Annotated in this window: 11 protein-coding genes; 7 read left to right on the top strand and 4 right to left on the bottom strand. The window is 52.0% G+C overall.

Features of this window, described 5'->3' with window-relative positions; all coding sequences use genetic code 11:
* Positions 1-73 precede the first annotated feature (73 nt).
* The 3 genes from ACJJIB_RS15465 to ACJJIB_RS15455 are packed head-to-tail and all read left to right on the top strand — an operon-like array spanning position 74 to position 3,275.
* Complete coding sequence (locus ACJJIB_RS15465; RefSeq protein ID WP_444886756.1) at positions 74-1,417, top strand: glycosyltransferase family 4 protein; 1,344 nt, start codon at positions 74-76, stop codon at positions 1,415-1,417.
* Entirely contained in the window at positions 1,417-2,169 is a 753-nt protein-coding gene (locus ACJJIB_RS15460) for a class I SAM-dependent methyltransferase (protein ID WP_444884278.1), read from the top strand. The genes ACJJIB_RS15465 and ACJJIB_RS15460 overlap by 1 nt, the downstream gene beginning before the upstream one ends.
* On the top strand, positions 2,166-3,275 hold the full coding sequence (locus ACJJIB_RS15455) for a prenyltransferase/squalene oxidase repeat-containing protein (RefSeq protein ID WP_444886755.1): 1,110 nt from the start codon (positions 2,166-2,168) through the stop codon (positions 3,273-3,275). The genes ACJJIB_RS15460 and ACJJIB_RS15455 overlap by 4 nt, the downstream gene beginning before the upstream one ends.
* Here the strand turns inward: ACJJIB_RS15455 and ACJJIB_RS15450 are convergent.
* The gene (locus ACJJIB_RS15450) at positions 3,210-3,827 is read right to left on the bottom strand and encodes a class I SAM-dependent methyltransferase (RefSeq protein ID WP_252082408.1); all 618 of its coding nucleotides are present in this window, start codon (positions 3,825-3,827) and stop codon (positions 3,210-3,212) included. The two genes, ACJJIB_RS15455 and ACJJIB_RS15450, sit on opposite strands and share 66 nt — an antisense overlap.
* Before the next feature lie 107 nt (positions 3,828-3,934).
* On the opposite strand from ACJJIB_RS15450, the gene ACJJIB_RS15445 reads away from it, so the two are divergent.
* Both ACJJIB_RS15445 and ACJJIB_RS15440 read left to right on the top strand, forming a co-directional pair.
* Positions 3,935-4,657, top strand: coding sequence for an acyltransferase (locus ACJJIB_RS15445; RefSeq protein WP_444886754.1), 723 nt, complete (start codon positions 3,935-3,937; stop codon positions 4,655-4,657).
* Positions 4,658-4,701: 44 nt separating this feature from the next.
* The gene (locus ACJJIB_RS15440) at positions 4,702-5,214 is read left to right on the top strand and encodes a shikimate kinase (protein ID WP_444886753.1); all 513 of its coding nucleotides are present in this window, start codon (positions 4,702-4,704) and stop codon (positions 5,212-5,214) included.
* Between the two features lie 72 nt (positions 5,215-5,286).
* Here ACJJIB_RS15440 and ACJJIB_RS15435 read toward each other — a convergent pair whose 3' ends face one another.
* Positions 5,287-5,757, bottom strand: a complete 471-nt coding sequence (locus tag ACJJIB_RS15435) for an Lrp/AsnC family transcriptional regulator (RefSeq protein ID WP_152452743.1) — start codon at positions 5,755-5,757, stop codon at positions 5,287-5,289.
* A 277-nt stretch (positions 5,758-6,034) separates the two neighbouring features.
* On the opposite strand from ACJJIB_RS15435, the gene ACJJIB_RS15430 reads away from it, so the two are divergent.
* Positions 6,035-9,592, top strand: coding sequence for an indolepyruvate ferredoxin oxidoreductase family protein (locus ACJJIB_RS15430; RefSeq protein WP_444886752.1), 3,558 nt, complete (start codon positions 6,035-6,037; stop codon positions 9,590-9,592).
* Positions 9,593-9,642: 50 nt separating this feature from the next.
* Here the strand turns inward: ACJJIB_RS15430 and ACJJIB_RS15425 are convergent, their stop codons facing one another.
* Complete coding sequence (locus tag ACJJIB_RS15425; RefSeq protein ID WP_444886751.1) at positions 9,643-10,953, bottom strand: OprO/OprP family phosphate-selective porin; 1,311 nt, start codon at positions 10,951-10,953, stop codon at positions 9,643-9,645.
* 250 nt (positions 10,954-11,203) lie between these two features.
* Positions 11,204-12,094: a TraB/GumN family protein gene (locus ACJJIB_RS15420; protein ID WP_444886750.1), complete on the bottom strand. Its 891-nt coding sequence runs from the start codon at positions 12,092-12,094 to the stop codon at positions 11,204-11,206.
* Between the two features lie 186 nt (positions 12,095-12,280).
* Between ACJJIB_RS15420 and ACJJIB_RS15415 the strand changes: the two genes are divergently transcribed.
* Positions 12,281-13,387 (top strand): glycosyltransferase family 4 protein, encoded by a 1,107-nt coding sequence (locus tag ACJJIB_RS15415; protein ID WP_444886749.1) that lies wholly within the window; start codon positions 12,281-12,283, stop codon positions 13,385-13,387.
* Positions 13,388-13,390: the final 3 nt, after the last annotated feature.

The raw sequence follows: 13,390 nt of genomic DNA, 5'->3' as shown, positions 1-13,390 counted from the left end.
GCCAGGCTTCACAGCAGGGCGCTGCCTTTTTGATTAATGAGTGTGGGTCTCAGAACAAGCAGATGGGGAATCTATGACCGCCTTGGGAAATTGTGCAGACGGTCCAATGGCTAGCGAGACACGGCCACTAAAAATATGTCTACTGGGATATCGCAGTCATCCGCACAGTGGTGGCCAGGGAATTTATCTCCGTTACTTAAGTAAGGCTCTGGTTGATGCCGGCCATTCGGTCGATGTGATATCCGGCCAGCCCTACCCAGAGCTGGATGAGCGGGTGAACTTGATCAAGATGCCCGGACTCAATCTCTATGAAGTAGAAAAGCCCAGCCGTGCCCTTAGACCAAAACATCTGCTCTCTTGGGCAGACTTCTTTGAATGGCTGAGTAAACTGACCGGCGGTTTTGCCGAGCCATATACTTTTGGTCGTCGCGTGCGTAAATACTTACGTCAGCATGGCCACCAATACGACATAGTTCACGATAACCAATCGCTTTGCTATGGGCTGTTGGATATCGAGCGCAGCGGCCTCCCAGTTGTTGCCACTATTCACCATCCCATTACCCGCGATCGCCAGCTAGCCCTGGATGCGGCGCCGGACTGGCGCTTTCGTTTGTTGGTGCGACGTTGGCACAACTTCCTGAATATGCAAATCAAGGTTTCGAGGAAGTTGCGCCATATTGTCACGGTATCGCGCCAGTCAGAGCGGGACATCATCGAACAATTCGGGGTGGCGCCGGAGCAAATACACCTGATCTATAACGGTATCGACACAGAGATCTTCAGCCCCGATAACAAGGTGCAACGCCAACCCTTGCGTATTATGACGACCTCTTCGGCGGACCAGCCGCTCAAAGGGCTTGGAATCTTACTGCAGGCCATAGCCGGATTGCGTGAGCGCTTTCCTGAGCTGGAGCTATTGGTGGTTGGCCGTTTGCGCAAAGGCGGCGCTACCGAAAAGCTGTTGCAGAAGTTGAAACTGCAAGATGCTGTGCAGTTTGTTTCTGGGATTTCCAATGAAGAACTGGTGAACCACTACCGCAGTGCAACAGTAGTGGCCTGCCCATCACTGTATGAAGGGTTTGGCTTGCCTGCGGGTGAGGCGATGGCCTGTGGGGCCCCAGTGGTTTCCAGTGATGGAGGCGCGCTGCCAGAAGTTGTCGGCGACGCCGGTATCGTCGTCCCGGCCGGTGACAGTAAAGCGCTGGCGGAGGCCCTTGGTCGTGTTCTGGCGGATAAATCTTTGCAAGCGGATATGGGCGCTCAAGGCAGGGCGCGTATTGAAAATAAGTTCTGTTGGAGTTTGGCGGCATCGAACCTGGTGGCTTACTACCGGGAAATACTTGGCGAGTCTGTCGTGCAACAGCAGAATGAAACGGCCTTAGTCGATACAGATGTTAGCGGTGCGGAGGCTGCTTAATGATTACTGTAGATCCGCAACACCTGAACCTTCGCCCGGGACAAAAAGTTTTGGACCTGGGCTGTGGCGAGGGGCGTCACTCCATTCATTTAATGATCACTGATGAGGTGGATGTATACGGCATCGATCTGTGCCTAGATGATGTGTGTACCGCCAATGAGCGGGCAGAGCCTTTTAATAATTCTGAGCACGCCAAAGGGCGCCTGTTACTTGGGGTTGCCAATGGTTTGCAGCTGCCGTTTGCCGACGCCACATTCGATGTGGTGATCTGCTCCGAGGTATTGGAGCACATTCATGAGTACAAAGCGGTTCTCGCAGAAATTGACCGTGTATTGAAGCCCTCAGGTATCTTTGCCGCTACTGTGCCGGCGTATTTTCCCGAGTGGGTCTGCTGGCAGCTTAGCGATGCGTATCATCAGGTGGAGGGGGGACATATCCGTATTTTCCGTGAGCGGGAGCTGCGTCAGAGTATTGAAGCCCTGGGACATCGCCATTTCGCTCGGCACAAGGCGCACGCACTGCACGCGCCCTATTGGTGGTTGAAATGTCTGTTTTGGGATAAGCCAGATAACCGCTTGGTGAAAGCTTACCATCGCTTGTTAGTGTGGGACTTGATGAAGCGGCCCGCACTCACACGTGTGGCTGAAAAGCTGTTGAATCCTCTTTTGGGGAAAAGTGTCGCGCTCTATTTTGTGAAAGCGGAGCAGCGGGCGCCTGAGCCCCTGGGTTTGGCAGGGGAGGTGAACCCATGAGTGAAACGGTATTGCCCCCCAAAAAGAGTACAAGCCTTTTCCCCGTAGGTTTTGTGCGTGATAGCGCAGCCTATATCCTTTCCCAGCAATTACCCGATGGCTCAATCCCCTGGTTTAAAGGGCACTATGCCGATCCTTGGGATCATGTAGAGGCGGCCATGGGATTGGCTATCGCCGGAGAATTTGGTGCCGCGGAGAAAGCCTATCGCTGGTTGGCGGATATTCAATTGCCGGATGGCAGCTGGTGGGCGGCTTATAAAGATGGAGAGATCGATAACGGTGAGCGCCGGGAGACTAATTTTGTCGCCTACGTAGCCACTGGGGTCTGGCACTATTTCCTGATCAGTGGCGACAAAGGTTTTCTACAGCAGTACTGGTCGATGGTTGAGCGCGCTATCGATTTTGTCCTGGGTCTTCAGACCGAATACGGTGAAATTCACTGGGCCGTGGATGCCGGGGGGCAGCCCAAAGAGGATGCCCTGATTACCGGCTGTGCCTCAGTTTTTAAAAGCCTTGAGTGCGCGATCAATATTGCCAGTGTGTTGGGGGTGGCTCGACCGGAATGGGTGCGGGGACGCACGGCATTAGGTGAGGCTCTACAGAGTAAGCCCGAGCGTTTTGACCGTACCTGGGAGAGCAAGGCGCGTTTTTCCATGGATTGGTTTTACCCTGTGCTCACTGGCGCATTTACAGGCGAAGCTGCGCGTGCTCGACTACAGCAGCGCTGGGATGAGTTTGTGGTGGCCGGTTTGGGTTGCCGTTGTGTCAATGATGAGCCCTGGGTGACCGTGGCGGAATCCTGCGAGTTGACTATGGCCCTATTGGCCTCGGGGCAGCGGGCACGTGCGGAGATCATTTATCGCGGCCTGCACCGCTGGCAGGACAGCGATGGTGGCTACTGGACTGGATATGTCTATCGAGACCAGGCGGTTTGGCCCGAGGAGAAAACCACCTGGACCGTGGGTGCGATGCTGCTTGCGGCAGATGCACTCGCCGACCTGACGCCGGCGAGCGGTTTGTTTACCTCGGTGTGCCTGCCTTCAGATACGGCGCAGGATGCCCAGGGTGTCGACAGTTTCGACCAGCTCGAATTGAGCGGAAGCTAGAGCGAGCTTGTAAATGTCATAGGGGGCTTGGCCGCCATCGGCGGGGTCGGGGAATATATCGTGAATGGCCAGGTAGCCGCCTGGCACAATATGCCTGGACCAGCTGCGGTAGTCGGTCAGTGCCGCTTCAAGGGAGTGGCCTCCGTCGATAAATACCAGGCCCAGCGGGGTATTCCAGTGGCGCGCGGCCACCGAGGAGGGAGCTACCACGGGCACAACCCAGTCTTCCAGTTCGGCCGCTCTCATATTGGCTCGAAAGGTTCGGAAGCTGTCCATTAGGTTGGCTTTTTGGTCAAACAAATCGGGATCGTGGTATTCCTCACCCGGTTGATGCTCCTCGGAGCCGCGGTGGTGGTCCACGGCAAACACGACACTGTCGGTCAGTTTACAGGCTGAAGCTAAGTAGATTGTGGACTTCCCGCAGTAGCTGCCTACTTCGAGACAGGGGCCGAGGCTGCTGGTCTCAGCGGCAAGATGATAGAGCGCTTCGCCCTCGTGGGCAGCGAGGAATCCCTTGATGGCTCGGATATCGATGGGCAAATGAATGGACATATTTTACTGCTTGCTATTTTACTTGGCCCAAACACTAAACCGGCGCTTGCACAAAAGCAATTGCGATTTTTTGTGGGCGGTTTGCCCCATCAAGTAGATATTTAATTATGCGCAAGGATCATAGGCCTTACTGGTTAAAGCGCCTGCAGTTGCGTTGGCGCAATTGGCGCACGCACTATTTTTTACTTCCTCAATTTGATGCGGTAGGTGTTGACCCCGAGGTGATGGACCCTTCTTCTGTACATGTTTTTGGAGGGAATGTTCGCCTGGGTAATTATCCCCATTTAATTTCTAATGCGGAAAAGTGCATTCGCTTTACTACCTTTGGGCACAAGGGGCGCGAGGCTTTTATTACCATTGGGAACTATGTGCTGATTTCTCCCGGAGTGAGGATATCGGCTGCGCAGTCCATAGAAATTGGCGATGCCTGTATGATCGCCGCAAATGTTTATATTTCTGATTCCGATTGGCATGGCCTCTATAATCGTACCAGGCCTTTTCGTTGCACTGCGCCGGTGCGTCTTGGGAATAATGTTTGGATTGGCGATAGTGCGACTATTTGTAAAGGCGTAAGCATTGGTGATAATTCCGTTGTCGGCGCGGGTAGTGTGGTCACCAAGGATGTGCCAGCCAATACAGTGGTAGCAGGGAATCCAGCCAAGCCGATAAAAACCATTAACCCCAAACGGAGAATGATTACCCGCGAGGCGCTTTTTGCCGATGCTTTCCGCCAGGCTCACAATATGGATGAGCTGGATAAATTTATGCTGCAAGGTAATAGCCTATTTGGCTGGCTGCGCGCTGTATTTTTCCCTCGCCGCGGTGATTAACGTTGATTACTGCTTCGCTCTGATTATTGCGAACAGGTAAAAAGATGAAAAAAAGAAAAAGTATTGTTCTGATTGGCATGCCGGGCGCAGGTAAAAGTACTTTGGGTGTGTTGCTGGCCAAAGAGCTGGCCCTGGATTTTGTTGATACAGATGTTTTGATTCAGGCGCGGGAGGGGAAAACACTACAGGAGATTATGGCGGAGAGTGACTACCTCAATTTGCGGGTTATAGAGGGGGAGGTCATAGCCGCAGCACAGCTGCCCAAGCATGTGGTTTCGACTGGGGGCAGCGCGGTCTACAGTGCTGAGGGAATGGCTAATCTGCGTGCGCAGGGCACAGTCGTGTTTTTGGAATGTTCCGCAGATGAACTTCGCCAGAGAATCCACAATTATGAAAGTCGTGGGATAGCCAAAGCACCGGAGCAAAGTTTTGAAAGTTTATTTGAGGAGCGCCAGATCCTCTACCGCAAATATGCGGATATTACTTTGCGCTGTGATGGTTTGAATCTGCAACAGGCTTTGGATCAATTAATGCAAAAGCTGCGGGCGTTGGCTTGATAGGTTTTTTGAGCCCCACAAACTTTGGGGCTCATTCATGAGGCTCTGGTATTGCCTCAGCCTCTTATTCTGCTAGAGCGGCAACTGAGTGGTATATTTCACTTGTTTAAGGGCGAAGGTGGAATTCACCGAGGCTACATTGGGCAGGTGCACCAGTGAGCGTTTTAACAGTTGCTCGTAATGTTCAACACTGTCCACTACTACACGCAGAACATAGTCCTTGTCGCCACTGGTTGAATAGCATTCGACCACTTCCTGAACATCCTGTACCGCAGTCTCGAAATTATTCAGGGACTCTTCATCGTGGTTGTGGATGGTCACGTAACAATATACTGTGACTCCCAGGTCCAATTTACGCGGGTCCAGCAGGGTGACTCGGCCGCGAATAATACCCTCCGCCTCCAGCCTTTTGATACGGCGCCAGCAGGGGGTGTGGGAAAGACCGACTTTGTCTCCGAGCTCCGCCATGGAATAATCGGCGTTCTCCTGCAGCGCTCGCAGAATCTTGCGGTCGAAATCATCCAGGTCTGTCGAACGCTTCATAAAGACTCCTATCCTATAAAAAATTGCTCGATCGAGATTTTCATCACAAATTTACGCACATTTACGTAAATAAAGCAATGCTCTGTTGCGCTTAACGCACTAGTATGACCTGACCAATCCGTTTCAGCCTGAGCGCTTTTTGTGATTACCCGCCAGAGAGTTTTGCAGGGTGCCGAAAAATTGATCAGCTAACTACCGAGACGGAGCAATTCGGAAGAATAATGACTTATAGCTCGAACTGGGTTTCGAGAAGAATAAATGACCGGAAACTAGGTGTATGACTGAAAAAGTAGCCAGTCCCCAGCGCGCGGTGGACTCCCAGGGGAAAAAACAAATCTCACTGGATGATCGCTTTACCACCCTCAAAGGCCGTGTGCTTCTTTCGGGGATCCAGGCGCTGGTGCGTCTGCCCATTGACCAGATGCGGATGGACCAAGCTCGCGGTTTAAATACCGCAACTTTTATCTCCGGTTACCGCGGCTCTCCCCTCGGTGGTTATGACTTGCAGCTCTCAAGGGCCAAAAAGTTACTGGATCAGCACAATATTCGATTCCAGCCGGGCGTGAATGAGGAGCTGGCCGCGACGGCCGTATGGGGCTCCCAGCAGGTTGGCCTATTCGATGGCGCTCAAGTCGATGGCGTTTGTGGTATCTGGTATGGCAAGACTCCGGGCGTGGATCGCTCATGTGATGCCTTCCGTCACGCCAATGCTGCGGGTTCCTCGCCAAAGGGTGGTGCTCTTATTGTCGCTGGGGATGACCACGGCTGTAAGTCCTCTTCCTACCCGGGGCAGTCGGAATTTGCTTTCGTGGATATGCATCTTCCAGTCTTGAATCCTGCAACTGTGCAGGAGGTCTTGGATTACGGCCACTATGGCCTGGAGTTGTCCCGTTTCAGTGGCTGCTGGGTGGCAATGATCACTTTGGCAGAGAATATGGATAGTTCTGCTACCGTGGAAGTCGATCCCCAGCGGGTGCAGTTCAATTATCCTGAGATCGAGCGCCCCGCAGGTGGCCTGAATATCCGCAAGCAGGATAACCCCCTCGAACAGGAAGAGCGCCTGTGGCGCTATAAGCGCCCGGCGGCTCTGGCCTTTGCTCGGGCGAACAAGCTGAACAAGGTAGTGCTGGAAAACTCTAATGCCACTCTTGGTATCGTCACTACCGGTAAGGCTCACCTGGACTTGATGCAGGCCTTCGAGGACATGGGGATTAATGAGGAAAAAGCCCGTCAATTGGGCATTCGTATCCTCAAAGTGGGGATGACCTATCCCCTCGATGTACCTGGAATTCAGGAGTTTGCCCGCGGCTTAGATACTCTACTGGTGCTGGAGGAGAAGCGTAGTCTGATGGAGGTGCAGCTGAAAGAGGAGCTGTACAACGTCCACCTCAAAGACCCCAATTTCCCGCGTATTCTCGGGAAAGTAGATGAACACGATCAACCGCTGATGCCCGCCTATGGTGAGCTATCTCCGGCCATTATTTCCCAGGTGCTTGGTCTGATTTTGGATCAGGATAAGCTGGGTGAACGCGGGCGACATCGCTTGATGCGCCTTAATGCCCTGGCCCAGCGCATCGCGCAACAGGCGGGTTCCAATGTTTCTCGCCTACCCATGTTTTGTGCCGGCTGCCCGCACAACCGTTCCACCAAAGTGCCTGAGGGCAGTCGCGCCCTTGCCGGAATCGGCTGCCACTATATGGCCCAGTGGCTGGACCGTGAGACGTTCACCTTTACTCAAATGGGCGCCGAAGGAGTCAACTGGGTGGGGCAGGCGCCTTTCACCGATGAAAAGCATGTATTTGTGAACCTGGGGGATGGTACTTATTTCCACTCGGGGGTCCTCGCAATTCGCGCTTCTGTCGCCGCTAAGGTAAATATCACCTACAAAATCCTGTTCAACGATGCCGTCGCCATGACAGGTGGCCAGCCCCATGATGGAGAGTTGGCGCCGGATATGATTTGCCGCCAAGTGCTGGCCGAGGGTGTGCAGAAGGTTGTTCTGGTGATGGACAACCCAGACAAATATCAGGGCGCCCTGAGTTTCCCTTCCGAGGTAGAGATTCGCCATCGGGATTATATGCCGGCGGTAATGGAGGAGTTGCGTGAGGTGGAAGGGTGTACGGTCATTATTTACGACCAGACCTGTGCTACTGAATTGCGCCGTAAGCGCAAGCGCGGCTTACTCCCCCAGGCTGAGGGGCGCCCCTTTATTAATGAGTTGGTGTGTGAAGGCTGTGGCGACTGTGTGCAGCAATCCAGCTGTATTGCCGTGGAAAAGGTTTCTACAGCTTTGGGGGACAAGCGCCGTGTTAACCAGACCGGTTGTAATCAGGATCTCTCCTGTATCAATGGCTTCTGTCCCTCGTTTGTGACGGTAAAAGGTGGGCGCTTGGCCAAAGGTGCGGGCGTTGGCGATATCTTGCGCACAGAAGCAGAAAAGCTGCCTGCACCACAACTGCCGGGTCTGGATGAACCCTTTAACTTCCTGGTGACAGGAGTGGGTGGTACCGGGGTGGTGACTATTGGTGCTCTGTTGGCAATGGCGGCCCATATGGAAGGCAAAGCCTGCAGTACCCTGGATCAGACCGGTCTCGCGCAAAAAGGCGGCGCGGTGTATTCCCATATTCGTTTTGCAGCCCACCCAGAAGCATTGCAAGCGGTGCGAATCTCCGATGGTCGCGCCGATGCACTGATGGCCTGTGATTTGATCGCTGCGGGAAATCTCGCCGCCTGTTTGGCCAAGCTGGATGAAACCCACAGTCGTGCGGTGGTGAATACCCACCTGAGCCCCACCGCTGCCACCGTTTTGGGGCGTGAGGATGCTCACTCTCCGCAAGCCGTTCTCGATACCCTAAGTAACGCGGTTAACGCGCTGGATTCTGTCGAGGCCCACCGTCTGACCAAATCTGCACTTGGAGATACTCTGGCGGCCAATATATTTATGTTGGGCTTTGCTTGGCAAAAAGGCCTATTGCCACTTTCCCAGGCGTCGCTGTTGCAGGCAATTGAGCTGAATGGTGTGGCAGTGGAAGGCAATCTGCAGGGCTTTGCTGCCGGGCGTCTTGCTGCGGCAGACCGCACAGCTCTAAACCGGTTGCTTGCTCACGATCGGACGCCTGTACAGCTACCCAAAGGTTTGGATGAAATTGTTGCTCACCGGGTTGAGCATCTGACTGGCTATCAAAATGTAGAGTTGGCTAAGCGCTACCAAGTTTTGGTGGATAAAGTTAAAGCGGCGGAAACCCTTAAGGTACCCGGGCGCCAAGCGGTCGCCGAAGTGGTGGCGCAAAATTATGCCAAGTTACTTGCTTACAAGGATGAGTATGAGGTTGCGCGCCTCTACACTGACGGGCGCTTTACTCAATCCTTGCAGGAGAATTTTAGCGGAGACTTTGTCCTCGAATTCAACTTGGCGCCGCCATTACTGGCCCGTTTCGACAAAGTGTTGGGGCGTCCTCGCAAAATGAAGTTTGGTGGTTGGATGCACAAAGCATTCGGAATCTTGGCCAAATTAAAGTTCCTACGCGGTACTGCTCTGGATATTTTCGGCTATACCGCTGAGCGACGTATGGAGCGGTCTTTAATCACTGAGTATGAGCAATTGGTTGAGAAAGTGGTGGGGCAGTTGAACGAACAAAACCATCAGGCGGCTATTGAATTGCTCAGTTATCCTGAGGTTATTAAAGGTTACGGGCACATCAAAGAGGCTAATGTGTTGGAGGCGCAACGCCAGAGAGAGCAGGCGCTAAGTCGTTTTGAGAATCCTGTTGGTAAAACCGGCCAAGCTAGAGAGGTTGAAATTTTCGACCCCACTAAAGCTCAGCAAGTGGGCTAACGCTCCGCTCCTACTAAAGCCCCGGTGGGTTTCCACCGGGGGTGTTCCGCTTACCAGAATCCCTGCATACGAATAGCAAGCTGCTTGGTTTGATCGCCGGTAAATTTATCATCCCCGAGAGTCACGTTCAGCATCAGGCGCACTTTGGGATTAAAATAATAATTAAACCCAAAAACAAAATTACTTACCTTCATGCCGGGAATATCCCGGTTTTCGATGGTGTCGTAGCGTGCGGTAATCTCGAAGGCGCTCTCTGGTGGAGTAGGTTTGATAGATCTGAAAACTCCACTTTTCTCATCATAGGGTTTGTGCTGGCCAGTGATCGCCCAACTTCCCACGATATACCAAGTGCGTACATCTTGGTCTCCGATAAAACAACCGGTATATGGGTCACAAAAAAAACGAGGCGGCGCACCAAAGAATTCGAAAAATGTAAATTCGGATAAATAGAAATCTCCGGAAAAATTCCCAAAAGCGTATTCAGACTGGGCGTAGAAAGGCCCATAGGCGCCAGCGAGTTCTAATCCCAGAATCCACACATCTCCACCGGGGTCGCCCTGATAAAATTCATCATCGCCAAAATCACCGAAGAAAAATTCACCACCACCGGGGCTCAGTGCAACCAGTTGTTCTGGGCCGCGACGCCCTGCGTATTCGACTAGCGCCTCGCGCGGTGGCGTGTCTTCATTGGCATCTTCATAGCTGAATGAAGCGCCCAGATGTACAGTACTGTCGAAGTTACTAATTGGGGCCCAGGTAAATCGGGTGGCGGCACCAATGCCCTCGTTGCGTGGATCACCGGGGTTGCGCAGATTAAAAAGGGTGACCCCATAGGTGTGACAGCACCAATGGGTATGCCAGCCAATTCCCTGTTGCCTGCCGCGGTTGTCGTATATACCAGCGGATGAGGCAAAGGATCTCTCCATCATGGTGATTTGATTGGAGGAAGTGAGTTGGTTCATCGAGCGGCTGGGTTTAAAGTTTCCTATGCGGAGACTACCATCAAAGACTTTAGTGCCCAGGTATACAGTCCTTAATCCTCCAGCTCCTGAGGAGGCAAAGTCTCTTTCCAGTTCGTATTCCCATTTCCACAATTTTCCCCGCATTTTTAGTCGTACTCGACGAAAATCTGTAGTGTTTACGGGTTCTTCAAGTTCTGTATCAAACAAGATGGTGTCATAGTAGTTTTTATCTTTGTCAAAAAAATATGTGTCAAAGTGAATGCGGCCGCCGAGTTCTGCAGAAAAATTTTCATCCTTGGACGTAATTTTTAGCCCCCCTTCAGTTTTGGCCTTATCAGCAGTGGCGAAGGGAGATAAAAGTACACAGGTTAGGGCGAAATACAGGGCGTAGTATTTCATGCAGTGTCCTTAGAGGCGGCTGTATCTTTAGCTGCGTATTGTTGCAGTTTAGCAAGTAGGCTTGATGATTTTTCGGTTTTCTGGGGTAGGGTTTACTTATAAAGAGAAGGTCTTGGGGTATGGCCGAGTAAGGGATGCGTGTTCTTAAGTAAGCCCGTGAAACACCTGCAGCTGTGTATGCTTCCACAAGTGTTTCTTGGGTGGAAATGAAGCGGGTTGTAGCTCGATTGTTTTCCTGATAGGTGAAAGTTTAGATGCGCTCCAGCTTATAGCCTTTTTGCTTCATCAGCTCAGCAATGCTGCCTTGGCCGACTAAATGGCCGGCGCCGACAACCACAAAGAGTTTCTGATACTTCGGCGCTTTTAAGATTATTTTGTTCGCCATTTTCTCATTGCGCTGAAAAAACAATTTTTCATAAAGCGGCTGATATTCGGGACTTTCTTCAAGGCCATCGAGAATAATCAGGCGATTGAGAGCTTTGTCATCTCCGGCTTTCCATGCACTGGTGAGCTTTGGCAAAAAGGTAGAGATATCTTCCAGCTGCTCAAGCGTCTGCTGGAGTAAAAGGGCGGGATTATCCAGGCCATTTAATAGCTGGAATTGCTGTAGAACCCCCTCCAGCTCCAATACCGGTTTGCCGTCCTTTTTAGCCTTGCTTAGGAAGTGGCGATCAATACCCAGTTCCGGGTTGAGACCCTGGGCCTGCATTTCGATCATACTCATGGAAATCATGGCGATGGCTGGGCGCTGGCGAATAAACATAGCCTCCGGCATGTTGCGTTTGTGCATCCAGACTTGTAATTTCTTGTACAAATCTGCGGGGAGGTCATCACGCAGGCTGCGTTCTCCCTGATAAACAGACTCCATCATAATTTTCTGCTGTATCAATATATCGCTTTCGGCGGCGAGGATATCAGCTTCAACAGCAACGGCATCACTTTGGGCATAGGCACGCTCTATCTGGGAGCGCATTGGGTAATAGTCTTCTGTGGCCAGGTGGATAGATCCCAGCAGGTAGACAGTTTTATCCTCCTTGGTGGCTTTCCAGAAAATACCTTGATCTGTTTCGGCTGCAGAGGCTATGCCAACAAATAATATAAGAACAAGAGCGATTGACCGTGTGAAGTAGCGTTGGAACATTACTTTTCCCTGAATGTGTTGAGGCGAATCATGTTAGCACTCGAGAAGCCCGTCTGATACCAAGTGACTGCGCAGGTAAATTGGCCTTGCCAGAGGGGTTTGTTGCAAATCTGTGTGGAATCTACTGGGAAATTACTTCTGTGAGGGTCAAAATACTCTCTTTGTTCCACTTTTGCGGTAGATGTTTTGAGAATTGTACAAATCTGGCCTGAATTGGAGCCTGGAGATAGAGGTAAGGCTGCGCTGGATTTCATTCAGGAGTTGGCTCGGCAGGACGCAAAACCAATTGTGATCTCAGCCGGGGGGGGCTTGGTGGCGCGCCTCGAACTGCATGATGTCCAACATATCCCATTGCCTTTGAACAAGAAGCCTTTTTGGGCTATGGCTCTTGTGCGCCGCTTGCGCAGTGTCCTACAGAATTTAAATGCCGATGTGATCCATGTCCATGGGCGCTTAACCGCCCAGATGGTCTGGCGAGCTTGGGATGGTATGGATGTCAATACACGCCCCAGTTTGGTCACTCATGTCGATGGTTATTATTCGCCCTGTCGAAGGGATGTAGGGTTGGTTTCCGGGCCATGTGTGATTGCATCATCCGATGGAATTGCCAGCCACCTGAAAGCGCATCTTGGGGAAAAATTGGTTAATCCTACCCATATCGTGCACTGGGGCATTAGCTCTCGGGAGTTCGATCGCAGTAAACCTGTATCAGGCCAATGGCATCTGCGTTTTCTGAATAGCTATCCGCAACTGGAGGGAAAAAATTGGTGGCTGTATTCGGGCCCCTTGTCTGAAAAGGGTGAGCTGAAGGTGTTTTTGCACGCTCTGGCGCGGGCCGTAACTAGCCGGGAGGATTTATTGGGGTTGGTGGTAGGGGCATCAAAGGGTGGTGATTTACACCATATCCGCAAGTTGGAGCAACTGGCTCAAGAGTTGGGGCTGGAAGGGAAAGTACTTTTTCTGGGAGAGAGAAAGGATTTACGGGAGCTCTATGCCTCCTCGCAATTGACTTTCAGTTTGGCCAGCCCTGGTGAGCCTAGTGGCCAAAGTGCTATGCAGGCTTTGGCGATGGGGTGCTCTGTGGTTGCCTATAAAGATACTTGTGCTGGAGAGGTGCTGGAAGGCTGCTTCCCAAAGGGAGTCGTTGAGCGGGGAGATTCACAAGCTTTATGTGATGTGGGTCTGGCTTTATTGGAGCGGCGGGATAAAGTGGAGTTAAATGGTTTTTTTCATGAAGAAATCGTTAAAAAGACCATAAATATCTATCGGGATTTGGTTGGCTCTTCTAGCTAGGCA

The sequence above is a fragment of the Microbulbifer mixtoriginis (SeqCode) genome (assembly GCF_052467705.1).
This window is presented reverse-complemented; position numbering and strand designations above follow the sequence as displayed.

Excerpts from the sequence above, each read along its gene's own strand:
- ACJJIB_RS15465 (WP_444886756.1), top strand. The coding sequence starts at position 74 with ATGACCGCCTTGGGAAATTGTGCAGACGGTCCAATGGCTAGCGAGACA.
- ACJJIB_RS15460 (WP_444884278.1), top strand. The coding sequence starts at position 1,417 with ATGATTACTGTAGATCCGCAACACCTGAACCTTCGCCCGGGACAAAAA.
- ACJJIB_RS15455 (WP_444886755.1), top strand. The coding sequence starts at position 2,166 with ATGAGTGAAACGGTATTGCCCCCCAAAAAGAGTACAAGCCTTTTCCCC.
- ACJJIB_RS15450 (WP_252082408.1), bottom strand. The coding sequence starts at position 3,827 with ATGTCCATTCATTTGCCCATCGATATCCGAGCCATCAAGGGATTCCTC.
- ACJJIB_RS15445 (WP_444886754.1), top strand. The coding sequence starts at position 3,935 with ATGCGCAAGGATCATAGGCCTTACTGGTTAAAGCGCCTGCAGTTGCGT.
- ACJJIB_RS15440 (WP_444886753.1), top strand. The coding sequence starts at position 4,702 with ATGAAAAAAAGAAAAAGTATTGTTCTGATTGGCATGCCGGGCGCAGGT.
- ACJJIB_RS15435 (WP_152452743.1), bottom strand. The coding sequence starts at position 5,757 with ATGAAGCGTTCGACAGACCTGGATGATTTCGACCGCAAGATTCTGCGA.
- ACJJIB_RS15430 (WP_444886752.1), top strand. The coding sequence starts at position 6,035 with ATGACTGAAAAAGTAGCCAGTCCCCAGCGCGCGGTGGACTCCCAGGGG.
- ACJJIB_RS15425 (WP_444886751.1), bottom strand. The coding sequence starts at position 10,953 with ATGAAATACTACGCCCTGTATTTCGCCCTAACCTGTGTACTTTTATCT.
- ACJJIB_RS15420 (WP_444886750.1), bottom strand. The coding sequence starts at position 12,094 with ATGTTCCAACGCTACTTCACACGGTCAATCGCTCTTGTTCTTATATTA.